Source organism: Streptomyces sp. CA-135486 (assembly GCF_050936555.1).
Lineage (GTDB): Bacteria > Actinomycetota > Actinomycetes > Streptomycetales > Streptomycetaceae > Streptomyces.
Window position 1 is genome coordinate 3,587,481 of the sequence record NZ_JBNJMM010000001.1, and the last position, 26,560, is coordinate 3,614,040.

The 26,560-nt window shown below is 70.0% G+C and carries 21 protein-coding genes; 10 read left to right on the forward strand and 11 right to left on the reverse strand.

The features are described 5' to 3' along the window. Positions 1 to 15: 15 nt before the first annotated feature. The 3 genes from ACQEVG_RS16250 to ACQEVG_RS16260 form a co-directional block, all read right to left on the reverse strand. Positions 16 to 762: a type 1 glutamine amidotransferase domain-containing protein gene (locus ACQEVG_RS16250; protein WP_432983486.1), complete on the reverse strand. Its 747-nt coding sequence runs from the start codon at positions 760 to 762 to the stop codon at positions 16 to 18. A gap of 7 nt (positions 763 to 769) precedes the next feature. Further along, a complete protein-coding gene (locus ACQEVG_RS16255) occupies positions 770 to 2,065 on the reverse strand; it encodes an MFS transporter (protein ID WP_432983489.1) in 1,296 nt (431 codons plus the stop codon). Between the two features lie 97 nt (positions 2,066 to 2,162). Further along, positions 2,163 to 2,438 carry a hypothetical protein gene (locus ACQEVG_RS16260; RefSeq protein ID WP_432983492.1) on the reverse strand — a complete coding sequence of 92 codons (276 nt, stop codon included), beginning with the start codon at positions 2,436 to 2,438 and terminating at the stop codon, positions 2,163 to 2,165. Between the two features lie 354 nt (positions 2,439 to 2,792). On the opposite strand from ACQEVG_RS16260, the gene tgmA reads away from it, so the two are divergent. Both tgmA and tgmB read left to right on the forward strand, forming a co-directional pair. Next, positions 2,793 to 2,984, forward strand: a complete 192-nt coding sequence (tgmA, locus tag ACQEVG_RS16265; protein ID WP_432983495.1) for a putative ATP-grasp-modified RiPP — start codon at positions 2,793 to 2,795, stop codon at positions 2,982 to 2,984. 13 nt (positions 2,985 to 2,997) lie between these two features. Further along, positions 2,998 to 3,930: an ATP-grasp ribosomal peptide maturase gene (tgmB, locus tag ACQEVG_RS16270; protein ID WP_432983498.1), complete on the forward strand. Its 933-nt coding sequence runs from the start codon at positions 2,998 to 3,000 to the stop codon at positions 3,928 to 3,930. 116 nt (positions 3,931 to 4,046) lie between these two features. Here the strand turns inward: tgmB and ACQEVG_RS16275 are convergent, their stop codons facing one another. After that, complete coding sequence (locus ACQEVG_RS16275; protein WP_432983501.1) at positions 4,047 to 7,331, reverse strand: GH92 family glycosyl hydrolase; 3,285 nt, start codon at positions 7,329 to 7,331, stop codon at positions 4,047 to 4,049. A 525-nt stretch (positions 7,332 to 7,856) separates the two neighbouring features. On the opposite strand from ACQEVG_RS16275, the gene ACQEVG_RS16280 reads away from it, so the two are divergent. Further along, positions 7,857 to 10,262, forward strand: a complete 2,406-nt coding sequence (locus ACQEVG_RS16280; RefSeq protein ID WP_432983504.1) for a SpoIIE family protein phosphatase — start codon at positions 7,857 to 7,859, stop codon at positions 10,260 to 10,262. An 87-nt stretch (positions 10,263 to 10,349) separates the two neighbouring features. Here the strand turns inward: ACQEVG_RS16280 and ACQEVG_RS16285 are convergent, their stop codons facing one another. Both ACQEVG_RS16285 and ACQEVG_RS16290 read right to left on the reverse strand, forming a co-directional pair. Then, complete coding sequence (locus ACQEVG_RS16285; protein WP_432983507.1) at positions 10,350 to 12,263, reverse strand: protein-arginine deiminase domain-containing protein; 1,914 nt, start codon at positions 12,261 to 12,263, stop codon at positions 10,350 to 10,352. Between the two features lie 264 nt (positions 12,264 to 12,527). Beyond that, positions 12,528 to 13,427, reverse strand: coding sequence for a DMT family transporter (locus ACQEVG_RS16290; RefSeq protein WP_432983510.1), 900 nt, complete (start codon positions 13,425 to 13,427; stop codon positions 12,528 to 12,530). A 1,063-nt stretch (positions 13,428 to 14,490) separates the two neighbouring features. Here ACQEVG_RS16290 and ACQEVG_RS16295 point away from each other — a divergent pair. The 6 genes from ACQEVG_RS16295 to ACQEVG_RS16320 all read left to right on the forward strand — a co-directional run bounded on the left by ACQEVG_RS16295 (position 14,491) and on the right by ACQEVG_RS16320 (position 19,865). Further along, entirely contained in the window at positions 14,491 to 15,999 is a 1,509-nt protein-coding gene (locus ACQEVG_RS16295; protein WP_432983513.1) for an FUSC family protein, read from the forward strand. Between the two features lie 210 nt (positions 16,000 to 16,209). After that, a complete protein-coding gene (locus ACQEVG_RS16300; RefSeq protein WP_432983516.1) occupies positions 16,210 to 16,581 on the forward strand; it encodes a DUF6479 family protein in 372 nt (123 codons plus the stop codon). Beyond that, on the forward strand, positions 16,574 to 17,797 hold the full coding sequence (locus ACQEVG_RS16305; RefSeq protein WP_432983519.1) for a carboxylate-amine ligase: 1,224 nt from the start codon (positions 16,574 to 16,576) through the stop codon (positions 17,795 to 17,797). Before ACQEVG_RS16300 ends, ACQEVG_RS16305 begins: the two co-directional genes overlap by 8 nt. Positions 17,798 to 17,963: 166 nt before the next feature. Next, positions 17,964 to 18,650 (forward strand): HemK2/MTQ2 family protein methyltransferase, encoded by a 687-nt coding sequence (locus ACQEVG_RS16310; protein WP_432983522.1) that lies wholly within the window; start codon positions 17,964 to 17,966, stop codon positions 18,648 to 18,650. Continuing rightward, a complete protein-coding gene (locus ACQEVG_RS16315) occupies positions 18,631 to 18,852 on the forward strand; it encodes a CDGSH iron-sulfur domain-containing protein (protein WP_432983525.1) in 222 nt (73 codons plus the stop codon). The genes ACQEVG_RS16310 and ACQEVG_RS16315 overlap by 20 nt, the downstream gene beginning before the upstream one ends. Then, the gene (locus ACQEVG_RS16320; protein ID WP_432983528.1) at positions 18,849 to 19,865 is read left to right on the forward strand and encodes an iron-containing redox enzyme family protein; all 1,017 of its coding nucleotides are present in this window, start codon (positions 18,849 to 18,851) and stop codon (positions 19,863 to 19,865) included. The genes ACQEVG_RS16315 and ACQEVG_RS16320 overlap by 4 nt, the downstream gene beginning before the upstream one ends. Before the next feature lie 48 nt (positions 19,866 to 19,913). On the opposite strand, the gene ACQEVG_RS16325 is transcribed toward ACQEVG_RS16320, so the two are convergent. Beyond that, on the reverse strand, positions 19,914 to 20,732 hold the full coding sequence (locus ACQEVG_RS16325; protein WP_432983531.1) for a VOC family protein: 819 nt from the start codon (positions 20,730 to 20,732) through the stop codon (positions 19,914 to 19,916). A gap of 320 nt (positions 20,733 to 21,052) precedes the next feature. Between ACQEVG_RS16325 and ACQEVG_RS16330 the strand changes: the two genes are divergently transcribed. Then, complete coding sequence (locus ACQEVG_RS16330; protein WP_432983534.1) at positions 21,053 to 22,237, forward strand: alcohol dehydrogenase catalytic domain-containing protein; 1,185 nt, start codon at positions 21,053 to 21,055, stop codon at positions 22,235 to 22,237. Positions 22,238 to 22,281: 44 nt separating this feature from the next. Here the strand turns inward: ACQEVG_RS16330 and ACQEVG_RS16335 are convergent, their stop codons facing one another. The 4 genes from ACQEVG_RS16335 to ACQEVG_RS16350 form a co-directional block, all read right to left on the reverse strand. Further along, positions 22,282 to 23,163 (reverse strand): SDR family oxidoreductase, encoded by an 882-nt coding sequence (locus tag ACQEVG_RS16335; RefSeq protein WP_432985389.1) that lies wholly within the window; start codon positions 23,161 to 23,163, stop codon positions 22,282 to 22,284. Between the two features lie 200 nt (positions 23,164 to 23,363). Next, positions 23,364 to 24,335 carry an LLM class F420-dependent oxidoreductase gene (locus ACQEVG_RS16340; RefSeq protein WP_432983537.1) on the reverse strand — a complete coding sequence of 324 codons (972 nt, stop codon included), beginning with the start codon at positions 24,333 to 24,335 and terminating at the stop codon, positions 23,364 to 23,366. 58 nt (positions 24,336 to 24,393) lie between these two features. Continuing rightward, positions 24,394 to 25,611, reverse strand: coding sequence for a cytochrome P450 (locus tag ACQEVG_RS16345; RefSeq protein ID WP_432983540.1), 1,218 nt, complete (start codon positions 25,609 to 25,611; stop codon positions 24,394 to 24,396). 253 nt (positions 25,612 to 25,864) lie between these two features. After that, positions 25,865 to 26,527 (reverse strand): HAD family hydrolase, encoded by a 663-nt coding sequence (locus ACQEVG_RS16350; RefSeq protein WP_432983543.1) that lies wholly within the window; start codon positions 26,525 to 26,527, stop codon positions 25,865 to 25,867. Between the last annotated feature and the right edge of the window lie 33 nt (positions 26,528 to 26,560).

Below are 26,560 nucleotides of genomic sequence, written 5' to 3' on the forward strand. Positions count from 1 at the left end.
CGCCCAGTGCCTCGCTCAGGCTGCCAGGAGCTCCAGATACCGGCGGCCGAACAGGTAGGCGTCCCCCGGCCAGCGGGCGGAAACGTAGTTGCGGTCCTGGACGACGAACGCGGGCGTGTCGTCGGTCGCGGTGCCGCGCGCGGTGAGGACTCTGGGGCCGCGTTCGAACTGAGTGCCCGGATCGTCGAGGGCGCTTTTGACCTCGTCCTCGACGTAGGCCGGGTAGGTGCGGTAGTAGCGGCCGAGGCGCCACGCGGTGGTCAGATAGGCCGAGCGTTCCATGTACTTGGGCAGACAGGTCGTACGGCGGTTCGCCAGTACGCTGCGGCCCGTGGCGGTGTCGTGCGACCGGGCCAGTACGAGTACGCCGTGGCAGATCGCACCGACGGGCCGCTCCAGCGCCCAGAACCGTGCGACCTGCCGGTGCAGGACCTCTGAGCCGAGGTACTGCCGCATCCCCGGCGCATGCCCGCCGGGCAGGAGCAGACCGTCGAACCCCGTCACATCGACATCCGCCCACGACACGGTCGCGGTGAACTCCTCGGACCGGGTGAGTTCGTCGTAGAAGTCCTTGGGTTCCTTCGCGGCACCGAGTTGCCCGAAGAGCACTCCGGTCAGCAGCCGCGGGTCCGCGGCGGGCCGTGTTCCGGCGCGTTCGGTGGCGAACACCACTTGGTGCCCGGCGTCGGTGAGCATCCGCCATGGCACGGCCACTTCAGTGACGTCGAAATCGCGGTCGGGAACCGGCAGCAGCACACGCATCCATGCATCATTGCAGGCGCTTCACGTTGATCTCAGCCGCTTCGGCCGCTTCAGCCGCATCGGCCGGATCATCTGTGCATCCCGATGGCCGCCGCGCCAGCGCGATCGCGACACCGAGATACGGGAGGGCGAACAGCGCGAACAGCGGCCCGTGGCCGGTGTGCCGGGAGGCCGCGCCGTACGCCGCGTACATCATCAGCGTCGCCACACCCGTACCGAGACCGGCCAGTGAGGTCACGGTCGCCCGGCTCGGTCCGGTGATGGCCGACTGCAGCCGCGCGTCGGCAAGCACGTCGGCCAGCTGGAACGCCAGGAACGCCAGCCCGAGGAGGGCAAAGCCGGCCGGGGCCCCCGAGAGCGCGCCCGCCGCCATGACCGCCCCGGCTGCCGCCACCACGGCGCCCATCGCGCGGGCGGACAACGCTTCCGCACGTGCGGCCAGCAGGCTGCCCATGGTCACTCCCGCCCATACGACCAGGGCGAGAAAGGGCACCTCCTGCGTGGCAGCCCCGGACTCGGTGGCCAGCAGCGGGATGTACTCGTCCAGCGCGCCCCACACCGTGCTCAGCACGACTGTCATGACCAGGGCGTTGCGTACCGACCTGCTGCCGCGGACTTCGCGGAGGCCGGCCGTCAGTGTCCCGGCGTAGCGGACGCGGCGCCTGTCCGTCCCCTCGGCAGGGTCTGCGGGGCTGCCGTCCCGATGCTCGGGCAGTGCCGCTGCCGTGACCGCGCACAGCAGGCAGGCCGCGACGCTCGCCACGCCCAGCGCGCCATAACCGCCCACGGCGAACACGGGGCCGGCGGCCGCGGTGGCTGCGGCTGTTGCGGCCATGCTCACCGCTGCGGCGCGGCCCATGAGCCGTACGTAGCGGGAGGCGGCGCCGAGCCGGTCGAGTTCTTCGTAGACCAGCGCTTCCATCGCGCCGGACCGGAGCGCACCGCCGGTGCCCCAGAGCACGAAACCGAGGGCGAAGCCGGCGTACGACGGCAGCAGGACCCACAGCGCGAAACCAGCAGCCGTCAGCAGCGGCCCGGCGATCAGCAAGGCCCGGCGCGACACGGCGTCCGCCCAGATGCCCGAGGGCACCTCGACCAGCAGGCCCGTCAGGGACCAGATGGCGAACAAGGAGGAGACCTCGGCGGTGCTGAGGCCGTGCTCGGCGAAGAGCACCGCGTAGACCGGGTAGAGCAGAATCAGGTCCTCGAGTCCCGCGTACGCGAGGAGTCTTCGCTCCAGTTGCCGGACCCTTCGGCCGGGCGTGGAGGGTCGTGCGGGCACGCGTGAGGTGGGGAAGAGCATGGAAGGTCCTTATGGGCACGGAACGGACGGTGGCGGAGGGCGCTCGTCCCGGCGGCGGCCCTCGGCAGCCCGTTCCCTGCGGACCTTCAGCGGTGAATCAATGTCGTCGTCGGCTCATGTCGTCAGTGTACGAAACGCCACCGGAGCCGTTCGCGCCATTTTCAGCGACGACCGGCGGCAGGCGAGCCACTGCCCGGTGCCGTGCGGGTAGGGCGGTTCGGGCTTCGTAGGTGGCGTCGGCGGGGCGGAAGCCGACGAGCCAGGCGTCCGGGGCGTCGTCGAAGGCGTCCAGTGCGGTACCGCCGAGGTTGCTCAGTTCGGCGCCTTCGAGGTGGAACTCGCCGACAGTGGCGTTGAGTTCATCGAGACGCATGCGGCTGATCATTCCGCTCCGGCCTGGGCGCCACTCGAGTGCACTGTGACGGGTGGTGCTCATGTGTCGGGTGGTGATACATCTCACTTCCTTGCGGTGCACGCGATTGCTCGTTCTGACGTCTTCTCGGGCGTCAACAGGACATCGCCGGACATCAATGAGCGCCGCACGCAGGCATGTTCGTGAGGTTTGCCGCCTCGCCGGGCATATGGCTGGGTGGGCCGGATGTCAGGCTGAGGATCACTTTTTCGCATTGTGACGGTATGTGATGAAACCATTACGTTTTTCTTACGTACTGTTACCCATGTGACTCTGATGGGGCCTCAAGCGGCCCCGTAGGGGAGGGAGATGGGCATGAAACCGTTTGCGTGGAACTTCGCACGGCCGGCCGAACTGACGCCGGTGATGGACGAGTACACGTACGACCCGACGCTGCAGCTGAACGTGCTGCCGGACGGGCGCCCGGCCATCATGGACAGGGCGTTGCTGGCAGCAGTGGGCACCACGACATCGACGGCTGGTTCCGCGACCCACTTCGACGACTGACCGGCCGCACTCAATGACCGTGCTGATCCTGACCTGTGAGCAGGATGTGACCGCCGACATGGTGGTGGCGGTGCTGCACGAACGGGGCGTGCCGCTGGTGCGTTTCGATCCCGGCGACCTTCCCGGCGAGGGGGCCCTGTCGGCCGAGTATGTGCGCGGTGAGTTCCGTGGCTATCTGTCGACGGGCGGGCGTGTGGTGAGCATGGACGGTCTGCGGTCGATCTGGATGCGAAGACCGAGCCGGCCGGCGGCGCATGCCGCCGAGCCGTCGGAGTGGCTGTCCGCCGAGAGTGAGCAGGCGTTGTACGGGATGCTGGACTGCACGGCGGCCCGCTGGATGAACGAGCCCGGCGCGGCCGCGAGAGCGCGTCTGAAGCCGTGGCAGCTGCGCCTGGCGCACCGAAGCGGCTTCCCGGTGCCCGCCACGATCATCACCACCTATCCGCAGATCGCGCGGCAGTTCGCCGAGCAGTACCGGCAGGTGGTGGTGAAGGCGGTGTCGGGCAAGCCGCCCAGCGACCCGCCGATGGTGCTGCCCACCACGCTCGTACCGCCGGACGCGGACTTCGCGGGCGTTGCCGCCGGTCCCACCCTGCTGCAGCGGTACGTCGACAGGCGCGCCGACATCCGGCTGACCAGTGTCGGCGACGAGTCGTTCGCGGCACGGAAGGTCTCCGAGCCGGGGCAGGTGGACGGGCGGTTCGGAGACACCGGGCACCTGTGGGAGCCCGTCGACGTGCCCGCCGGCATCGCGCGGGCCGTTGCCACCTACAAGAAACTTTCCGGCCTCGCCTACGGGGCTTTCGACTTCGCGGAGGACTCGCAGGGGACATGGTGGTTCCTGGAGTGCAACCAGGGCGGTCAGTTCGGCTTCGTACAGCTGCAGACCGAGCAGCCGATCGCCGAGGCGGTCGCCGACTGGCTGAGTGTCACAGCGGCCGCGTGACTTCGCCCTGAAGCATCCGTTCCGCTCTTATCGCTGGAGAACGGACCGCATCCACAACCGGTACGGAAGCGGCCTCATGCCTGCGCCTGCGGTTCAGGCATGAGGCCGTCAGGCGGTCAGCCCAGCGCCACCGCGAACACATGGATGTCCTGGTTGTCCGGCAGCGTCACGCTCCTGATGGTCTTGCCGGCCGGGGCGTGGAAGGCCTTGGTGGCGAAGACATAGGCGTCCACCACGTCCTTGTCGCCGCCGCTGACATTGCGGTACGCGGTCCTGGCGACAGTCTCGTTTCCGTACTGGACCGTGCCGCCCCCGCCGCCGACCGTCCAGTCGGTGAAGGAGAGGTCGGCGGTGCCCGAACTGCCGTCGGTGTACGTCACCTTCGCCGTTGCCGCCTGGTTGCCGTTGACCGCGCTGCCGACGAAGGAGAGGGCACTGGGCGTGCCGGCCACCTCGATCGTCTGGCCTGCGGCCGAAGCGTTGTCGGGCCGGGCCACCGGCGATGCGGGCCAGGTGAAGTCCAGACCCTGCGTGGTGGCTTTCGTGCCCGGTGCGAGTCCGGCCCCGGCAAGGGCCTGGCGCGAGTAGCTCCAGCCGCCGCCGTCGTAGTCGGCTTCGTCGTGCTCGCCCGCGTCGTCGGAGGCCCCGACGTTGTTGTACGCGGCGAGCAGGCTGCCGGGCCTCGCGACGGTGAGGGTGACCGGCTGTTTCACGGACAGGCCGCCGTCGCTCGTGACGGTCACTTCGGCATCGTAGAAGCCTTCCGCCGTCTGCTCTGCCGCCGTCAGTTTGATCTCGGCGGTGCCGTCAGGGCCGACCGTGCCGGACGCAGGCGAGGCGGTGAGTCCGGCGGGCGCGGTGACCTTGAAGTTCACCTTCGGTCCCGTGCCCGAACTCACCTGCACCGCAGCGACCTTGACGGTCAGTGAGCCACCGGGCGCGATGGTTCCCGTGGTCGGTCCGACGCCGATCTGGTACGGCTGCTCGCCGGTGCGGAACGACGGCGGGGCGGCGTCGGCGGCCGACCCCCAGGACCGGTTGGGTTCCTTGCCGAGGGTGTAGTCGAGGGTCCCGCCACGCGCGACGACCGAGGCGGGCAGCCACGGCCTGTTGCTCGCCGCGCCGTTGACCTTCAGCGACTGGACATACGGCGCGTCGGCGGCCGCGTCCGCTGCCCGTACGGTGATGTCACGGTTGCCGCGTTCGATCTCGATACGGGGGAACAGCGGTGAGGACAGGACGAGTTCGGCACGCGAGGGCACCTGCGGGTACATGCCCATCGCGGAGAAGACGTACCAGGACGACATGGCCCCGAGGTCGTCGTTGCCGGGGATGCCCTGAGGTTCGGTGGACCACAGTTTGCGCATCGCGGCCCGTACGGTCTCCTGTGTCTTGTACGGCTGCCCTGCGTACGCGTACAGATACGGCACGTTGATGGACGGCTCGTTGTCCAGCTCGGACTTCTCACCGCCGCTGCCGCTGAAGGCCCAGCTGCCGTCGGCGTTGTGGAAGAAGGAGTCCAGGCGGCCGACCGCCTTGTCCTTGCCGCCCATCGCCGCGAACAGGCCCGCGACATTGTGCGGGACCATCCAGGTGTACTGGGCCGCGGAGCCCTCGACGAAACCGTTGCCGGTGGCCGGAGTGAAGCCGGTGACCCAGCTGCCGTCGGCCTTGCGGTTGGCGATGTATCCGCCGGTCGAATGGGCCGCTGCGTTGAAGCTGTTCTGCCACCACTGGGCGCGCTCGGCGAACGATTTGGCCGTCTTCCGCTTGCCTGCGGCGGTGGCGAGCTGGGAGAGCGCGAAGTCCGCGCCGGAGATCTCCAGGGTCTCGGCCGCGCCGCCCCAGGCGTTGGAGACGGACGGCATGTAGTGGAGGGCCAGGTACTTGTCCAGGGACGGTCGCTGCCCCACCGACAGGATGGGCTTGCCGACCGGACTGAGGTCCTTCTCGGTCGGTACGGTCGCGGCCTTGACCAGCGAGTCCAGCGCCCCCTCCAGGTCGAAGCCGTCGCCGCCGAAGGCGTGGATGCCCGCGAGGGCGGCGGGGGAGGGGTCTCCGTTCATGACGTGCGTGCCGCCGGCGTTGTGGATCCACCGGTCCCAGAGGCCACCGTTCTGGCGGGCCAGGTTGTACAGCGACTGGGCGATGTCGGAGCCGGTCCTCGGCTTGAGCAGGGTCAGCAGCTGAAGCTGCGAGCGGTACACGTCCCAGCCCGAGTAGGTCCCGTACTGGGCCTTCTGCCGCCCCGTCACCCGGTGGACCTTGCCGTCGCTGCCCGCGTAGCGCCCGTCGGCGTCGTTGATGACGTTGGGGTGGAACAGGGCGTGGTAGAGCGCGGTGTAGAAGGTGGTCCGGTCGGCGTCGGAGCCGCCCCCGATGCGGATGGCGGAGAGCTCACGGCGCCACGCGTCGTGCGCGGCCCACCGTACGTCGTCGAAGGAGCGGGCCGGCGGGTTCTCGGCCGCGAGATTGGCCTCGGCGCCCTTCTGGTCGACGTAGGAGATGGCCACCTTGACGCCGACCGGGTCCTTGCCGGGCGCGAACTGGACGTACCCGCCCGAGCCCTTGCCCGCGACGGGCCGGCCGTCGGTGCCGTAGCCGCCCGTGCCGCCGTCGGCCGTGGTGGCGCCCGGCTTCAACTCGCTGTCCTGCCAGGTGCCGTGGGAGGCGAAGGCGCGGTCGAAGGTGGCGGTGAAGTGGAGGGTGTAGTAGCTGCGGCGCCCCTCGGGATCGAGATAGCCGCAGAAGTTGCCGCTGGTGACCGAGCCGGAAACGGTGCGGCGCCGCGGGTCGATGGTGACCCGCGCGTCCGTGGAGCCGACCTCGGAGTTGGCGCTGCGGATGAGGAGCGAGGCGGCCTTGTCCTCGGGGAAGGTGAAGCGGCCGGAGCCCGTGCGGGTGGTGGCCGTCAGGTCGGCGGTCACGCCGGACTTCAACGCGACCTTGTAGTGCCCGGGTTCGGCCGTCTCGTCGGCATGGCTGAAGTCGGCCGCGTACACCGCGTCCTTCGTGTCCGCGGCGGGCGAGGACGTGACCTCGCCCGCGTACGGGAAGAACGGGATGTCACCGGAGCCGCCCGCGCAGCCGGTGCCGGACATATGGGTCAGGCTGAAGCCGCGGATGCGCGTGGCGTCGTACTGATAGCCGCCTGGAGCGGCGGTGCGGGTGGCGTTTCCGCGGGTGTTCTCGGGGCTCCAGGAGAGCATGCCCTGCGGGAGAACGGCGCCGGGGACGGTGTTGCCGCCGTTTCTGCTGCCGATCAGTGGATTGACGTAGGCGGTTGGATCGCTGACCAGGGGCACGAGCGTGTCCGCCGCCGCCGGGGCGGCGAGCGCGGGCACGGTGAGTCCCATGGTCAGCGCCGCGGCCGCGAAGGCGGCCGGGAGCTTCATTTGCATGGCGGTCCTGCCTTGTCGGAAGGGCCGCGCACGACGGGTCGAACAAGCCGGAGGGGACCGTACCGCACATCCCTCGCTTCACGTAAGGGCGCCCTCGCCCCATGTGCTCAATGCCGCGGCTCGATCCCGAACATGCTTGACGGCACGGGGAGTTTGCCGCTCTACTGATCGGCATCTCCTTCTGACAACGTTGTCGCGCTTCGACCGGTCGAACAAGCCATCGCCGTCGAAGGTCGGCCACATGGAAGGGCGCGTTCCCTGCGGTGTGGCCGGGACTCGGGAGACCGGAACTGCGGAACACTCGTAGAAGCCCGCACGCGGCGCTCGCGTTCCCTAGGCTGGAAGTGACTGGTCCCTGACGCGTTTCGAGGTGGGTATGCCTCCTCGGAAGGCGGCTCGCCCGGCGAAGACCGGTCGGAGGCGAGGGAAGATGACACGTCCGGCGATGGCGCCAGCGGGCCCACGGGTGTGCCCCGTGGTCCGGGCCGACCGCGCTCACTTCCGGCTTCAGGGGCGCTGCGGCCGGTGAGAGAGCGGATCCGGGTCTTCGGCGGGGCGGTGCTGGCTGCTGTCTATGTGCTGGGCAAGAAGAACGACAGCCTGCAACTGGTGGAATCGGCCGGAGGCTCCGGCGCGCTGTACGGGCTGTCGCCCACGTATCCCCTGGCCGCTCATTCCCCCGTCGTGGACGCCTTCCGCACCCGTCGCCCCCTGTGGCTGAACGCGGGAGGGATCGCTGCCTACGGCGAGAATCCGCCGGAGATACTGCCCTCCGACATCTCGCTGGGCGCATTGCCGCTGGGTGCGAACGGCAGTCCGCTGGGCTGCCTGGTCGTCGTGGACGACGTCAGCGAGGGCTTCGACGGCGACCGGCGCCACCTTCTGGAGCTCTACGCCGACCAGGTCGCCGCCTGGCTCGAAGCAGGCGGCGAACCGAGCACCCACGCCGCCCGTACGGGGCCCCGGCCGGTCCTGGGTCCCGCCCTGGACCGTCTCTGCGTCGGCTCGTTCACGCTGGTCCTGGGCACCGGGCAGATCGACGCGGACAGCAAGGTGCTCAACCTGGTCGACATCCCGCGGGGCGACTTCGACGGACGTGTGGAGACGCTGCTGGCGCACACCGTCCCGGATGACCTGCCCGCGCTCCTGTCGATCGTCGACCCCGGCCATATGACCTCCGGCAGCCGGGAACTCGAGTTCCGCATCCGCCGCCCCACCGGCGAGCTGCGCTGGCTGCGCCTGCGCTGCCGGGTGCTCCCGGCCGGCGCCGGCCAGCCGGAACGGGTGGTTGGTGTCCTCGCCGACGCCTCGCATCTGAGGCCCAGCGGCGGCGAGGTCTCCAGAGTGCAGCGACTGTCCGTCGCGCTGGCCGGCGCGATGACCGTCCGGGACGTCAGCAGGGCGGTGGTCGCCGCCCTGCGCGGCCCGCTGGAAGCCGATCGGGTGGCTCTCGCCGAACTCGAGGGCGACCGGCTGGTGGTCACGGTCCTCGACCCGCCGGAGCCCGATGCCTGGCCGGAGCTCTGGCGGTCCGAATGGCGGTCCGAGTGGCCCGATGCGCCCGCCCGCGCCCTGCCGACGCTGGAGGCCGCGGTGCGAGAGGGCCGCACGAGCCTGTGGACGCCGGGCTCCACCCTCGAACCGGGCCTCCAGGGCATCGGCCCCGGCGGTCTCGCCGTACTGCCGCTGCCGGCCGAGGGCCGGGTGGTCGGCGCATGCCTGGTCGGATGGGACGAGCCGCACGCGTTCGGCCCCGAAGAACGGTATCTGCTCACCGCGACCGCCGGCCTGGTGGGACAGGCCCTGGTGCGCGCCCGTGCGCTCGACGCCGAACACGAGCTCGCCACGATGCTCCAGCGCAGCCTGCTGCCGCGCAAGCTGCCGCGGCTGTCCGGCGGGGTGGCCGTCGCCCGCTATCTGCCCGCGACGGTGGGACTCGCGGTGGGCGGCGACTGGTACGACGTCATCCAGCTCTCCGAGAGCCAGGTGGCGCTGGTCGTCGGGGATGTGCAGGGGCACAACGCGGGTGCCGCGACGATCATGGGCCAGATGCGTACGGCGATCCGGGCCTACGCCGTCGAGGGCCACCCGCCCGACGTCGTCGTCTCCCGCGCCAACCGCCTGCTCGTCAGCATGGAGACCGACCTCTTCGCCACTTGCTGCTATGTCGCCATAGACATGGAGGAGGGCAACGCCTGGTGCGTCCGCGCCGGGCACCTGCCGCCGGTGCTGCGCGCAGCGGACGGCAGCACCGCGGAGGTGGAGCTCGACGGTGGACCTCCGCTGGGCGTGCTGGCGGAGGCGGAGTTCCCGATGACCGCGGTCGCACTGTCCCCGGGCGCTGTTCTCGCCCTGCTGACGGACGGCCTGGTCGAGTCGTCCAGCCTTCACCTTGAAGACGGCATGCACCGCGTGTGCGACGTGCTCGCCACCGCCGACCCGTCCGATGCCGGACGGATGGCCGACGAACTGCTCGGCGGTGCCAACCGGCGCGACGACGACGTGGCCCTGCTGCTCCTGCGTTACGACGGGATAGGAGTCCGGCCGCTCCGGGCCGGCTGGACGGTGTGGAGGCTGCCCGATGCCGTCGCGCACGCGCGCCGTTTCACCTCTCGCACCCTGCGCTCCTGGCACGTGACGCAAGAGCGCGACGCGGTCCTGCTGGTCGTCTCCGAACTGGTCACCAATGCCCTCGTGCACACCCAGGGCCCGGTGCGCCTCGACCTCACACTCTCCGGGGAACGGCTCCGGGTGGCGGTGAGCGACACGTCGCCGCGCGCTCCCGTCAAACCGGCGCGGGTGGACTGGGAGGCGACCGGTGGCCGGGGAATCCTGCTCGTCAAGGCGGTGTCGACGTCGTACGGCTCCGTACCGCTCGGCGGCGGCAAGCAGGTCTGGGCCGAAATCGTCTTGCCACCGCGCGAGTCCTGACGGGCGAAGCGACCCGAACGCCGTTGAGCTCTGACGGGCCGAGCGGCCCGAACGCCGCGGGGCGTCCGGGCCGTTACCCGTCCCGGTTTACGGCTTCCACCATGCGGCGGACGCGTCGCGCAGCGTGTTGGTGCCGCAGTGCACCTCGCCCATGCCGAGGTGGTACGTGTGCCAGTCGTCGAGGTACGACACCTTCAGGCCCGCCCGCGTGTACGCGGCCGTCACGGCCGAGGTGAATATGTCCTCGCCGCCTATGACGGGGCCCCACTGCCGCGGGGCCAGATAGCGGTTGCGGCCGAGCAGGATTCCATTGACCGCGCCCGGGACGTAGGCACTGGTCATCACCGCATCCGCTGCCGCGCCACGGTCGCCCTGCCGCGCGAGTTCCTTCTGCTGCCCGAACTCGCGGACCACGTCCGGTGCGTTGCCGGCGCCCATCCTCGTCAGCCGCGGCATGCTGTCGCCCTGCTCGCCGTTGTCCGTACCCCGCGTGAACAGCGCGGGCACCCACACGACCTCGGCGTCGGTCACGCCCGTCTCCCGCTTGAGCACCTCCAGATTCGCCGCGATCCGCTTCGCGGCCATGGTGTTGTCGGCCACCAGCCACTTCGAGGCGAGCGCCTGGTCGATGGTCTCCTTCGGCGCGGGCATGTCCTTGTTCCCCGGCACCGAGAACATCCGAGTCCTGCCGTGCCCGGCGGACTGCGCTTCGCGCAGCAGCTTCAGCCCCAGCTCGGGGTCGGCGATCCCGAGCCTCCAGCCACGCGGTGTGTCCGCGGGGAGGAACTGTACGAACTCGTCCACGTGGCCCACATGCAGCCACGAGGTGTCCAGCAGCAGCGGGTCCTGGAGGCCCTGGGACTTCAGCAGCGTACGCATCGCCCGGGCAGGCTTCGAGCCGTTGTCCTTGCGCTCGCCCATGATGATGCGGCCGGCCGGGAAGGACCGGCCACCGTGGGTGTACGGCGGGATGGTCTCCAGGTTCCCCATCGAGTTGAGGGTCCACTCCTCCGAGTCACGGACCCCGGACACCTGCACCACACCCACGCCGTTGCCGCGCAGCTTCTCGAACAGTTCCCGGCCGGCCGCGCGGTCCGCCTGCGCCGACCGCAGCATCACCCGCATCACCTGCGGACGCCCGCCGGGACCGGTCATGTTGACATAGCCGGGCTCGACGAAGTCCTGGGCCCAGATGTCCCCGTACTTGGTGAGGGTCTGCAGCGGCTTGTCGATCCCGGCCGACTTGACGTCCGCGGCCAGGCCGTTGACGAACGCCTGCTGCCGGCGCGCATAGTCGTCCTTCCCCTTCACTCTGGTGACCAGCAACTGCTGTGCGTTCTGCAGATGGTGGTGGGTGAGCAGCGGAGCGACCCGCAGGGTGATGTCGTCGGAGGTGCTCTTTCCGCCCGCGTTCACGGTCAGGCGGATCACGGTGCGACCGCCCCAGAGCGCGCTGTCGCGTATCACATCGGTGCCCTCGACCCCGAACTCCACTCCTGCCCGGAGCTCGGCGGCGGACAGGCGGGTCTTGGCCGTCACCCAGGCCCAGCCGCCGGCACGCTTGACGAAGACCCGGGTGTTCTTCGCTCCGGCCACGACCGTCAGCTGCCCTGTCGCCGTGGCGGGCAGACCGGCCATCGGCACAGAACGCACCCGGGCCAGGTCGGCGGCGTCGTCCGAGCCGTTCACCACGGTGTCGGCCGCGTCGTTGCACGCGGCGAGCCGGACATCCGGCAGCGGCTTGCCACCCGGGCCCGTGGTCGCGCACCGCTTGGTGTCGTCGTCGATGTTGGGGAGGAAGACCGCGCCCCGCTGGAGGGTCCAGCCGTCCTCACCGGCGGTGTCCGTCGTGCCGGTCATGTCCACCCGCCCGTCCCGGTTCACATCCGCCCGGAGGTCAACCTGCGGCGGATCGGCGGCGAACGCCGGTGACACGGGCGCCAGTACGCCCCCGATCACGGTGATGGCCAGTGCCGCGCGTGTCGCATGGCTCGTACCCACGATGCGTCCTTCCTCAAGGTCGGTTACCGAGCCGGAAGAGGCGTGGGAGGAAAGGCGCGTTGCCTGCGGGCGCCGGGATCCTTGGGAGGGGTACCGAGACGCGACTGGGGGAGGAGGCAGTGTCAGCCCAGGGAATGACGAGAAATCAGGTGCCATCGGGTAATGGCGACAGGGCGCGGAGGGTCATCGAATCGAGGACCGGCCCCCGGATTTCGGCGAGAGACACCGTGCTGACCTCGGCCTCCCGCCTTCAGCCGGGGTGACTCAGGGAATGTCCGCTTCTCGCGCCTGCTCGTCCGGGGCGGCGACCACGGACTGGGTGAGTGGGATACGGGAGAGCACAAGGACGCCCGCCGCGATCATGGCGAGGCCGAGCAGCTGCGGCAGCAACCACCAGCCGGAGCGGACGTTTTCCTCGTAGATGATGATGCCGAGGGCCATGCTCACCGTCGCGTCGCCGAGGGTGATCGCGGGCTGGGAAGCGACCAGCGGACCCGCCTGCAGCGCGTTCTCCAGCAGGAAGAGCGCGCCCGCGCCGAACGCAGCGAAGGCGTAGGTCTGCCAGGCGGCGAAGAAGGCCGCGATCCCCTCGTCGTCCAGGATGTGCATGGCCGCCTTCATCAGCGCCGCCGTCATGGCGTAACTGATGGCGGTGGCCGTACCGAGACAGACCGCGCGGGCCCGGCCCTCGGGGCGCTTGAGGGCGGCCAGGGCGAGCCCGACGACCGCTGCCGTGCACACCACGAGCGCGGGGAGCCAGCGGTCCAGCGGGACATGGGTGCGGTTGCCCTCCGGGGACGCGGCGGCGAGGGCGACTGCGAGGCCCGCCACCACACCGGTCACGGCCAGCCAGCCGGCGCGCGGGAGGTGCCGGCGCATCAGCAGCGAGGCGACGATGAGGGTGAGCGGCAGTTCGAGGACGAAGAGGGGCTGAACGATCGTCAGCGGCCCGGTCGCCAGGGCCACTGCCTGGCAGACGGCGGCGACGATGACGGTGAGGATTCCCGCCAGCCAGACGGGGTGGCGCAGCAGATCGAGCATCAGCCTCGCGCGAAAGCCGTCGGAGCGTGGCACGCTGATGGCCGCCCGGCGCTGCAGCACGGTCGCGACGGCGTTGCTGAACGCAGCGCCGAGCGCGAAGACGACGGGCAGCAGGGTGTGCACCGTGGTGGTCCTCCGGCGGTCAGTGGCCCTTTTCTTCAGTGGCCCTTTTCGGTCAGCAGTCCTTGTCGGGCAGTGGTCCTTCTCGAGGTTCAGGCCGGAGGTGGGCCGGCCTGCCTGCGCACTATCTGCCATGGTGGCCCCGGCCCGACCTGCCCCGCGATCCAGACCGCCCCGCCGGGGGACGGACCGGCCGGGCTGCGGACCGGCGAGGGCTCGCCGACAATGGGGGGCAAGGGCGCACGCCCGACCTACTCGCGATGTCGTGACGGCGTCGCGCGAGAGGAACGTGCCCATGCGCGCCACGTCGTCGGCCGAGCGTTCGCGGTGACCGGCATACGCACCGCCAAACCGCCGCGACGACACCTGACGGCCGCGCGCCACCCGGAGCGTACGGCGATCGTGCACCGGGCCGTACGGGTGACGACGGCGGCCTCCGCCGGGTTCTATCCGTTCGTGTACGGCGTGGATGAGCCGGCGACGGCGCTGTACGCCCTGTTCGGGCCGGTGGCGTTCGGGATGCTGTCGCCGATCCCCGGTTCCGGGCGGCAGCGGGCCGCTGTGATGCTGCGTGCGCTGCCGGTTGGCCTGGCGCTGGTCGCGCTGGGAACGATGCTGGCCGCACACACCTGGGCGGCGGTTGCCGGAATGCTGGTCGTCGGATTCGTCCTGACCTTTGCGGCGGTCGCGGGGCCACGCCCGGCGGGAGCGGCGCCCGGTCTTCAGCTCTTCTACATCCTGGCCTGTTTTCCGCCCTACGAACCGGGCGCTCTGGGGTCGCGGCTGGCCGGCCTGACCCTGGGCGTGCTGCTGCTCGCCGCGTGCGAGGTCTTTCTGCTGCCCGCCCCGCCGACCACTTCCTACCGGCAGTGCTTGGGCGACGCCGTCTCGACGGCAGGCCGCGCCGCCGCGGCGGCAGCCGGAGCCGAGCCCCCCCGATGGAGCAACAGAAGGGCCCGAGCCTGCCGAGGCAGGCGCCGGCTGGGCGGACCGGCTGCGGGAGAGGGGCCATCAGCTGCGGCTGTCCCGGCTTGCGCCTGCCGAACGGCCCGCCGGGGCGGGCCGAGTGGACCGCGCGCTGGCGCAGTCCGGTACCGCGGCCCGCAGGCTGCTGGACCAACTGGCGCGGTTGGCCCAGACCTCGCCGCCCGTCGGCGCGGCCGCGGGTGCCCGTACCGGCGCCGACGCGGCAGCGGATGCCGCCTCGGCGCGTTTGCTGGGCCGGGTGGCGGCCGTCTGCGGCGCCACCGCGACGGCACTGCGCACCCGCGGTTCGGCTGCGCAGCCCGGAGCCCCGGGCCTGGAGATGGCGATAGGGGACTTTCAGGCGGTGCGGATCACCCAGGCCACAGGACCTCCGGACGCCGTGCCGTCCGTCCCGGTGCTGCGACGCCAGGCCGTGGTCCTCGCCATGGCCGGGTCGGCACGCATCCTGGAGACTGCCGCCCGTGTCGGTCTGGACGGCAGCCGCACGCCGCCGATCCCGCCGCGGGAGTTGTTCTGGTACGCCGACGCCAGTGCCGCCGTGCTGTGGTGGCGGCGGGTGGCCGGAAATATGACGCTGCGTTCGGTCGTGTTCCAGAACGCCACCCGGACCGCGCTGGGGCTGGGCGCCGCCCGGCTGGTGGCCGGCTCACTCGATCTGTCCCACGGTTTCTGGGTGCTGCTCGCGGTGCTCACTCTGGGACGTACCACCGCGGGGGAGACGTGGAGGGCGGTACGTTCGGCGCTGGCGGGCACTCTGGTCGGGGCGGTCGCGGCGGGTACGTTGCTGCTCCTCGTCGGCCCCCACGCCGATGTGTACGCGGCGCTGCTCGCGCCGGCCATGCTGGCCGCGTTCGCGCTGGGGCCGCTGTTCGGAGTCGCCTGGGCGCAGGCCCTGTTCACGCTGGTGGTGTCGGCTGCCTTCGCCCAGATCGCGCCTTCCTCCTGGCAGTTGGCGGAGGACCGGATCGTGGATGTGGTCACGGGCAGCGTGATCGGTCTGCTGTGCGGTCTGCTGGCCTGGCCGGCCGGTGCCCGGCGCGAGGTACGAAGAACCATGGCCGCGCTGCTGCACTCCTGCGGCCCGCTGATCACCCAGTTGGTCGGGGTGCTTGTCGCCACTCCGCCACGACGTGCACCTCTGCCGTCGACGCTCCCCGTCCTGCACCGACTGCGTCTGGCCGAAGCGGCGTATCTGCAGCTCCGGAGCGAACCGGGCGTGGGCTCGGCCGCGGCGGTCGACTGGCATGCCGTGCTCATCGCGGCGAACCACATCCTGCTCGGCGTCCAGTGGCTGCCCCGTTTCGATCTGCCCGCGCCCGCCGTCCCACCGGACGCTGCCGCGTGGGCTCGTACGACGGCCGACCGGCTCGCCCTGACCACCGACCGGGTCGCCGCGCTCTGCGCCGAGGACGACCCCTCAGGGCGGCTGCCTGCCCGGTCGGCGAATCGCGCGCCCCACGATGTGCCCGACCGCCCGCCGCTGCCTGTCCTGATCGACCTCGAATACTGGCTGGGCAGCCTTGCTGCCCAACTTGCCCGTATCGAAGCTTCGGTGAGGCAGGACAGCCGAGCGGTTCAGGACTCGTAGGCGTCGTCGCACCCGGTTTTGGCGAGGGGCGGCCACGCGCCGAAACGCCGACGCCATCTGGCTCGGCTCAACCGTCGGCGCGGTGGGGCGAGGACCGCGGTCCACCTCGATCTGCTCCGCAGCCTCGACCTGCATGACGTCACGGTTCGCCACCGCGATGCCGGCTTCGCATGCGACATGAACAGGGCCATATAGGGCACCCGTCATCACATGAGCATCAATAATCCGGATCGTGGAAGTCTGACGACCCTCGCGGCCGAGAACGAATGGATGACGGGAATCGCTCCCTTTGTCGTGGGACTCGTTGTGGTCGCTTTCTTGATCGGCCTCGTCGGCTGGGGGATGCGGCGAGGTCGTAGCAGGCCGCCTCGCCCCAGCGAACAGCCCCGCCGTCCGTCACATCAGACGCACATCGACGAAACCCGTGAACCCGACGACTTCGGCGGCGAGGGCGAGAGCCTTACTCCCCATGAGCTGGGGGGTTTCGGAAACCAGGGTTCCCGGCCGGCTCCCGACAAGGACCGCGCACAACGCAAGGACGACAGCGGAGGGGCGTTCGGCAGCGGCGGGCGCGATGGCTGACGACGGCAGGGCTGACGACGGCAGAGCGGCCGCGGGCAGCGGTGCGGACGGCCCCGATCACGCAGCCCTTCCGACGGTGGGCGTGGAGGAGGAGTTCCTTCTCGTTCATCCCGTGAGCCGCTGCGTCGAGGCGAGCGGTTCCAGGGTGGTCGCACGAGCTTCCACCGCGGTGGGTGATCTGGTCTCCGGCGAGTTCACGGAATACCAGATCGAAGGAAAGACACCGCCGTGCTCCAGCTTTGTGGAACTCCGCGGCCGGCTGGCCCGGATACGCGCTGCCACCTCGGCGGCCGCCCGGGCCGAAGGGCTGCGGCTGTGCGCATCGGGTACTCCGGTCATCCAAGGCGGCGGACCGGCCGATATCGGAGACCATCCGCGCTATCGGGCCAGCGTGGACCAGTACCGTGCGATGCTCGACGATTTCGCAGTCTGCGCATGCCATGCCCACGTGTATCTTCCGGACCGCGAGCTCGGTGTGCTGGTGAGCAATCACCTCAGACCCTGGCTTCCGCTCCTTGTGGCAATGAGCGCCAACTCTCCATTCCACCAGGGCCACGACACCGGATATGAAAGCTGGCGCTCCGTCGTCAGAGGACGTTTCCCCTGCCTGGGACCGCCGCCGTACGTCGAATCCCTGGATCACTACGAGCGGCTCGCCGCCGCCATGCAGGAATCAGAGGCCCTGCTGGACGCGGCCATTCCGTACTGGGACATCCGGCCTAACCCGCGTCTGCCGACGCTGGAGATCCGGTCGATGGACGTGATGCCGGACATCGGCGACACCGCGGCCCTGACGGTCCTGATCAGGGCACTCGTGGTGACCGCGGCGGCGCGGGTCCGGCGCGGCGACCCGGGCCCGCGTCCGAGCAGTGAGCTGCTGCGCGCGGCGTACTGGCGCGCGGCGCGGGACGGCTGGCCGGGCAGCGGCGTCGACGCGCTCACCGGCCGGATTCTCCCTGCCTCGGTGCAGGCCAAGCGGCTGGTCGACCACATCCGGCCCGCGCTGGAAGAGCATGGAGACCTGGACCATGTCAGTGCATTCCTGCGAAGGCTGGCGATACGGGGATCCGGTGCCCAGCGCCAGCGCGCCTCTGCCGAATCGACGCGCGGCCTCGTCGGCGTCGTGGACGACCTCGTTGGGCTGACGGCCGGCCGCGTCGATCCCGTGGCACATCAGGCACCGTCCGGGCACGGCCTCAGCCTGCCGCGAAGGTGATGACCAGAACGCGGCCGTGCCATCCGGCTCCCTAGAACAGACCGGATGAAACCGCAATAAAGTGCTCCATTCGGCGTGAGGAATCCGCCTCAGTGGGCACTCGGGAACCGTGACGGACTTGGCGGCTGCGCAGCACGAGGCGCCGTAGGCAACAGAGGTGACGTGGATGCTCAGTCTGCTGGTGAAGGACGACCAAGGCGGCCGTGTACTGGTTCCACCCCGGGTTTACGCCCCGCAGGAGGACACGCTCCTCCTCGCGGAAGCATTGGGACGTGAGCCACTGAGACCGGGCGCCGACGTCCTCGACGTGGGGACCGGCGGAGGAGCCCTCGCCCTGGCCGCGGCCCGGCGCGGCGCACGCGTCACCGCGGTCGACCGGGCCTGGCGTGCCGCACTGACCACCCGCGTCAACGCGGCCCTCGCCCGGCTGAAAGTGGAAGTGCTGTGCGGTGACCTGCTGGCCCCCGTCGAGGGCCGCCGTTTCGATCTGATCCTCAGCAATCCGCCCTACGTGCCCGCGCCCGGGCCCGGCCTGCCGCGACGAGGCCCCGCGATGGCCTGGGACGCGGGGGGCGACGGCCGGGCGGTGGTGGACCGGATCTGTGACGGGGCCGCGGAAAAGCTCCACCCCGGCGGGGCGCTCCTGCTGGTGCACTCCGGCCTGTGCGGCGTCGCGCAGACGCTGGCGCGCCTGAACAGGGCAGGCCTGCGGGCGGCGGTGCTGGACCGCCGCTACGTGCCCTTCGGACCGGTGCTGGGCTCACGAAGGCAGTGGCTGCAGGACCGGGGGTTGATCGAACCCGGCGAGGAGAAGGAAGAGCTGGTGATTTTCCATGCCGCCCGGACCGACTGAACCGACCGAACGACCGCGTCGCGTCACTTTGACGAAAGACGGCCCGATGCTTGTCGAAGGCCCCGTCGAAGTGGTTCTCGACGACGGGAGCACGGCGGTGTCGGACCGCTTCACCGTCGCACTGTGCACCTGCCGGCGCAGCCGCACCTATCCGTGGTGCGACACCAGCCACCGCCGCCGGGCGAAGGGGCGAGAACAGTGACGGCCCCGGTGCGAACCGCCGACGGCCGCACGGCCGGGCCCGCCCTGCCGGAGGACCGGGGGGAGCTCTCGTACGGAGTCGTACGCGCGCTGCGTGCCCGTCCCGGGCACCCCCTGCCGGGTGGAGAGTCGGTGACCTGCGCCGACCCGTACGGAGACGACCTCCAACTGGCGCTCTACCTCTGCTACGAACTGCACTACCGGGGGTTTTCCGGCGTCGACCCGGCCTGGGAATGGGACCCCGGACTGCTGCGCCTGCGCGGGGAGATGGAACGGTGCTTTCTCGCCGCGCTACGCCTGGATGTCCAGCGGCCCAGGGCGGTGCGGGATGCGCTCGAGGACATCCTCGTCGAACCCCTCGACGGCACGGGAACATCCCATTTCCTCAAAGAGCGGGGCGAGTTGTGGCAGCTTCGCGAGTACGCGGCCCAGCGATCCCTCTACCACCTCAAAGAAGCCGATCCCCATGCCTGGGTCCTCCCGCGGCTCTGGGGCAGGGCCAAAGCGGCGATGGTGGCCGTGGAGTTCGACGAGTTCGGTGCGGGGCGTGCGGAGCGCGTGCATGCGCGGCTCTTCGCCGATCTGATGGCGGACCTGGGGCTGAACACGGCGTACGGCCACTATGTGGACTCAGCCGCTTCGGGAATGCTGACCAGCGTCAACCTGATGTCGCTGTTCGGCCTGCATCGTGCGTTGCGGGGCGCTCTGGTAGGGCACTTCGCTGCCGTCGAGGTGACGTCGTCGCCGGGCTCACGCCGCTTGGCTCACGCACTGCGGAGGGTCGGCGCGGGGCCTGCCGCGGTGCACTTCTACACAGAGCACGTGGAGGCGGACGCGGTCCACGAGCAGATCGTCCGGCGAGACGTCATCGGCGGGCTGCTCGAGGAGGAACCCTGGCTCGAGGAAGAGGTGGCCTTCGGCATCGACGCCACCGGCTGGGTGGATTCCCGGTTCGGCGACCAGGTCCTGACGGCGTGGCGTGGCGGTCGATCCAGCCTGCGGAAGCCGCTGTGATGCACATCAGTCGTTCTGGCTTCGGTGTTCGCGGGCGACGCGCGGGCTTCAGTCGTTCGCGGGTTGGCTCGTCACGGTGAACAGCGCGCCGTTGGGATCGCGCAGCGTTGCCTCCACACCGTAGGAGGCGGGGCCCTGTCCCAGGACGGAGCCGCCGTTGAGTTGCGCCGCTTCGATCGTCTCTTCCACGTCGGCCACCGGGAAGTAGACGTGCCACCGGGGCTGGATCAGCGGGTCGGGTGTGGTGTCGACCGCGCCGGAGCTGAGCCGGGCGAGAACCTGCCCGCGCTGGCGCAGCACGACTTCGTCCCCCTCGTAGTCGACCTCGCAGCAGCCCGGGCGGTCGGCGGCGGCCCAGTCGAGAACCTCCCCGTAGAAGATCGCGGCTTCGAACGCGTTGCGCGTCCGCAGGCGCAGCCACGCGGGAGCCTTCTTGCGCCAGGTCTGCCAGTCGGAGATGAGCTGTCCTTCCCAGATGCCGAACACGGCGCCGTCCCGGTCGGCGGCGAGGGCACCGCGTCCCACGGGAAAGCGGAGGGGGCCCACTGCCACGGTGGCGCTGCGTTCGCGGATCCGTGCCGCGGTCTCGTCCACGTCCGCGACGGCGAAGTAGGGCGTCCAGGCGACGGGCATCTGCAGCGCCGGGGCGAGCGCGCCGATACTGGCGATGGGCGTTCCGTCGAGGAGGGCGAGACTGAACTCGTCGCCCAGCCTGGCAGCCCGCCGGAACTGCCATCCGAGGACCGCACCGTAGAAGGACTGGGCGGCCTCCTGGTCGCCCGTCATGAGAGAGATCCAGCACGGTGCGCCGAACACTTCGTGGCTGGACGTCACGCCCGGTCTGCCTTCTGTCGTCTTCTCGTCCATCACACTCGGAGTCCCGGTCTCGGGGGCGGGCAGGGCATTGATGAATCACAAACCGCCCGGTCCGTCCGGTGTCCCCTCTTGCGCGCCGAGTACCCGGACCCGGGCCTTTCATTCTGGCCCCTCGGAGAGCGCTCGCAAGCCGGATGCGGCGCGTGAGATGGAAAGCGCATGGTCAGAGCCACCCCGCGCCACTCGTCCGGCTGAAGCCCGATCGTGCCGACGAGGGTGAGACGGCACCGGTCGCACGGCTCGGGGCGTGATTCGTCGCGGCATGGGGACCCGGAGTGCACCGAGTCCATCATTGCGATCAGGAGGACGGCATGCGCGCGCTGACATGGCACGGAAAGCGGGATGTGCGGGTGGACACCGTGCCCGATCCCGTGCTCAAAGAAGACTCGGACATCATCGTCCGGATCACCTCCACCGGCATCTGCGGTTCGGACCTTCATCTGTACGAGGTGATGGGGCCCTACATCGATCCCGGTGACATCCTCGGACACGAGCCCATGGGCATCGTCGAGGAAGTGGGGGCGAGCGTGACCTCGCTCGCTGCCGGCGATCGGGTCGTCATTCCGTTCAACATCTCGTGCGGACACTGTTTTATGTGTGAACGAGGCCTGCACTCGCAGTGCGAGACCACACAGGTCCGTGAACGCGGCACGGGAGCCGCACTGTTCGGCTACACCAAGCTGTACGGTCAAGTGCCGGGCGGGCAGGCCGAGTTCCTGAGGGTCCCCTTCGGTGACACCCTTCCGATCAAGGTGCCTCACGGGCCGTCCGACGAACGTTATGTCTATCTGTCCGATGTGCTTCCCACCGCATGGCAGGCGGTGGAGTACGCGAACCTTCTGCCCGGCGGCACGGTTACGGTGCTGGGGCTCGGGCCGATCGGCGAGATGGCGGCCCGAATCGCCCTGCACCGCGGCGCGAGCAGGGTCGTGGGTGTCGACCTGGTGCCGGCCCGGCTGGCCCGGACCGGTGCCCACGGCGTCGACGTGATCGACCTGCGCGAGCACGGCAAACACCTGGGCGAGGCCATCCGTGAACTGACGAACGGGCGAGGAACGGACGCCGTGATCGATGCCGTCGGCATGGAGGCGCACGGAGCGCCCATCGTGAAGGCCACCCAGTGGATCACCGGCCTGCTGCCCGACGCCCTCGCCGAGCGGCTGATGGAGCGCGCCGGGGTGGATCGGCTGAACGCGCTCTACGGGGCGATCGACATCGTGCGGCGCGGCGGCACGATCTCGCTGGCGGGCGTGTACGGGGGCGCGGCTGATCCGCTGCCGCTGCTGACCATGTTCGACAAGCAGATCCAGCTCCGGATGGGGCAGGCCAACGTCAAGCACTGGGTGGATGACATTCTGCCGCTGCTGGATGACGATGACGTGCTGGGGGTCGAGGGTTTCGCCACCCACACGATGGCGCTGGACGACGGCCCGAAGGCGTACGAGATGTTCCAGCAGAAGCAGGACAGCATGATCAAGACACTACTGAAGCCATGAACTCCCTGAAGCCATGAACGCGGTGAGCTGAACCGCAACGGCCGTCAGGGCAGCGGGGTTCCGCCCGTGGCGTTGACAATTTCCGCGGTGATGTAGCTGGACCGCGGCGAGGCGAGGAAGACATACGCCGGAGCCATCTCCGCGGGCTGCGCGGGACGACCCAACGGCGCCTGCTTACCGAAATTCACCGTGTCGGGCAGCGTCGCCGGAATGAGCGGCGTCCACACGGGCCCTGGGGCCACCGCGTTGACGCGAATGCCGTCCGGCGCCAGCATCTGCGCAAGCCCCTGGGTGAAGGTGACGATGGCACCCTTGGTCATCGCGTAGTCGAGGAGATGAGGGCTCGGCTTATAAGCCTGCACGGATGCGGAGTTGATGATTGAGCCGCCTTCCGGGATGTGCGGCAGAGCCATTTTCGACAGCCAGAACATGCCGTACAGATTCGTACGCATCACTCGGTCGAACTGCTCGGTCGAGATGGCGCTGATGCCGTCCGGCTGCGACATCTGATAGGCGGCATTGTTGACGAGGATGTCGATCCTGCCGAACTCCGCCACGGCGCGGTCGACGAGCTGCCGGCACTGCTCCTCCTCGCGGATGTCGCACTCCACCGCGACCGCCCTGCGACCGGCCTCCTCCACCAGACGGGACGTGCCGCGTGCCTCGTCGGCCTCCTCGGCCACATAGGTGAACAGCACATCGGCCCCTTCGCGAGCGAAAGCCAGCGCCACTGCACGTCCGATGCCCGAATCACCACCCGTTACCAGTGCCTTGCGGTCCGTGAGAAGGCCGCAACCGCGATAGGAATCCTCCCCGTGGTCGGGTGGCGGATCCATGGGACCCGTCCATCCCGGATGCTCCTGGTCCTGCTGCGGAAATTCCGGCTCGGGGTACTTGCTGACGGGATTCTGGGAGCCGTTCTCCATGGCTGCCATTGCTGCCTCCTCGTCGAAATTCCAGGACACAGCCCGCGTTCCCGAATCGACGCCGATGAATCGCGCGGCCCCGGCCGGCGGATTCCTCGCGGGGCGCCCACCACGCCGCCGGCACCCGTTTCCGCGAATCCCGCTGACGCCCGACCGTGTGCTGGCCGGTATCCAGGTGAAGTGACGGCCACCGTCCGGATCTACCCGAAGGCCTCGCTGAGGGCGGGCAGCAGCGTCTTCGCCGACCAGTCGAGGAATTCGGGCTGGTTCTCGCCACCGATCTGTACGAGTGCCACCTCCGTGAAGCCCGCGTCGACGAACGGACGTACGGCTTCTACGAAGTCGTTCACGTCGCCCCCGCACGGAATGGCGCCCGCGACGTCCTCGGGGCGTACGAACTGCGTCGCCGAGTCGAAGGAATCCGGGTGCGGCAGTTCCGCGTTCACCTTCCAGCCGCCTCCGAACCAGCGGAACTGGTCATGGGCCCGCCGGACCGCCGTGTCGCGGTCGGTGTCGTAGCAGACCGGCAGTTGCCCGACACGGGGCTTGCCCTCTCCGCCGTGCCGGTCGAACGAAGTCAGCAGGTCCGGTTTCGGCTCCGTGGCGATGACGAAGTCGGCGAGGCGGCCGGCGAGGGAGCAGGACTGCTCGCCCGACACGGCGATCCCGATGGGCGGAAGGTCGTCCGGAAGATCCCACAGCCGGGCCGAGTCCACATCGAAGTGGGTGCCGTGGTGGGTGACATGGTTCCCCTCGAACAGCGCGCGGATGATACCGACGGCCTCCTCGAACATCTCGTGTCGCACATTCACCGGTGGCCAACCGCCGCCCACGACATGCTCGTTGAGGTTCTCCCCGGACCCCAGCCCCAGACGGAACCTGCCTTCGGACAGCAACTGCATGGTCGCCGCTTTCTGGGCCACCACCGCCGGGTGGTAGCGGAACGTCGGGCACGTCACGTACGTCATGAGCGGGATGCGCGAGGTCGCCTGAGCGGCCGCCCCGAGGACACTCCATGCGTAGGGGGCGTGCCCCTGCGAGCGCAGCCAGGGAAAGTAGTGGTCCGAGGCCACCGAGAAGTCGAAACCCGCGTCTTCGGCCTGGACGACGTGGTCCACCAGCTCGCGGGGTCCTGCCTGCTCGGTCATCATCGTGTATCCGATGTGAATCATGGTCAGTGGATTTCCGAATTCGTTGAGGGCCCGGCGTCGCGGACCGCGTGGTCGAGCATCAATCCGTCCCGACGTCCGTGAGGACGAAGCCGCTACGGGGACGCGTGGGCACCCGGCTCAGCGGGATCCTGAGGTCCTGCCGTGGAACGGCGTACCGCAGTCGCGCCAGTCGGGGAATGAGCGTGCTCAGCAGAGCGAGGGTGACGTCCTCACCCGGGCAGCGGTGCCCAGCGTCGACGGCGCCGCCCCCTTGGGGAATGAGTTCGTCCCGGCCGGGCTCGCGGCCCACGAACCGCTGAGGATCGAAGGTGTAGGGGTCGGCCCAGAGCGCGGCGTCGTGGTGGTGGCCATAGACGTCGAGCAGCACGAGTACACCCGCGGGGATGGACTCGTCCCGCCAGCGCAGGTCTTTGGCCGCAAGGCCGCCGAGGAACGGCACGAACGGGTAGAACCGCCGGACTTCCTGGCCAAAAGCGCGGGCGTACTCCGGGTCGCCCTCCGCGAGGCTCCGCCGCATCCCGGGATGGCGGTGCAGCGCGTGCGCCGCGAACGTCATGAACCACGTCACCGCCACCGTCGGACGGATGATGTTCAGCAGTTCGACGGCGGCGGTGCGGGGGTCGAGCAGCGCGCCGTCGGCTTCACGGTGGGAGGCCACCGCCTGGAGCACCCGGCCGCCCGCCGCAGGTTCCTCGCGCGTCCGCGCGACGAGCGCGGCCAGCCGGGTCTCCTGGCGGTTCCGCGCGGCGCGGGCCCGCCAGTGCCGCGGTCCCAGGGTCGCGAAGCCGTCGACCATGGCCACCAGGTCGTCCGCCGTCTCGCGAGCCTCGTCATCCGTCAGACGCACCCCTGCCCACCCGCAGACGGCCCGGGCGAGGACAACACTCACCTCGTCGAAGAGCACGACCCGCTCGCGCCGCGCCCAGTCGCGCCGTGCCCGGTCCCATTCGGCTTCCACGCCGCGGGCCAGGGCAGAGACCTGTGCCGGGTCCTTCAGCAGCGAGACGAACATCGACTTGCGCTCCCGATGACGGTCGCCGTCGAGCGTATGTACGGCGCCTTGGCCGAAGAGCGTGCTGATGACGGGCTCCGGCAGGGCGGAGCGGCGCCGGATGTGAGCCTCGTCGTAGAAGAACCGGACCGCCTCGGGGCCGTGCAGCGCGACGGCGGGTTTGCCCAGCAGCCGGGTGCGTACGAGCCGGCCACCGGTACGGCGCAGCCGGTCCGGCAGCCAGGCGTAGCCCCGCATCATGAGCGGCACGGTGCGGTCGAGCATGGTGTCTCCAGGAATTCGTTCTGTCCGCCGGCGTCTGGTCCGGCCCTGTTGTGTCGTGGCCGGCTTTCTCCCGGACAGCCTTTGACACTTCCCGGACGCGGACGGGCCGTTCGCGCGAGGTGTACTTCGTTCAGGGCAGCCTCATACTCCGACTGGCTCGTGACGGGGCACGGCGGAGTCCTCGCCGAGTACCCGGTCGTACGGCTCGCACTCCTGCCGTGGACGCGCCCCGGCGCGGTCGGCTGTGAGCGGGTCAGGCATGGGCCAGGGGACTGTCGGCAAGCGACTGAAGCAGATGGGTGGGATGAAGAAAGATCGTGGCCGCTCCCGCCTCCTCCAGATCGCCGCGGGGAATGCCGCCGCACAGCACCCCCACACAGGCGACGCCGGCCCGGGAGCCCGCTCGCATGTCCCAGACGGTGTCGCCGACGAAGACGGCCCGGTCCGCGGGGACACCGACGAGTTCCAGGGCATGCTCGACCGGGTCCGGCGCCGGTTTCCCGGCAGCCACGTCGTCGGCGCTGGCGCTGGCGCTGATGGCGTCGTCGGCGTCGATGGCACGCCGGAGCGCCTTGAGTTCCGTACCACTGGCGGACGTGGCCAGGACGACGGTCCAGCCTCCCTCGGCCAGGGCGCGCAAGAGATTGCCCGCGTCCTGAAACGCGGGCAGCCGGTCGAAGTACGTCCCGTACAGCGCCTTGTGCGCCGCGGCGATGGTGCCGTCCTCGCCGCGGTCGCGCTCGTCTCCCAGCAGATGGGCGATGAGGTCGTCGGACGGCAGCCCGATGGCCCGATGGATGGCGTACATGGGCACCGTGTGGCCCACCTGCCGGAACGCCTCCCACCAGGCCGTCACATGAAGGTGATTGGTGTCGACCAGGGTGCCGTCGACATCGAACACGGCCGCGCGTGCCATGGAGCTTCCTTCCGTAGGGTGCCGGGCGGTGTG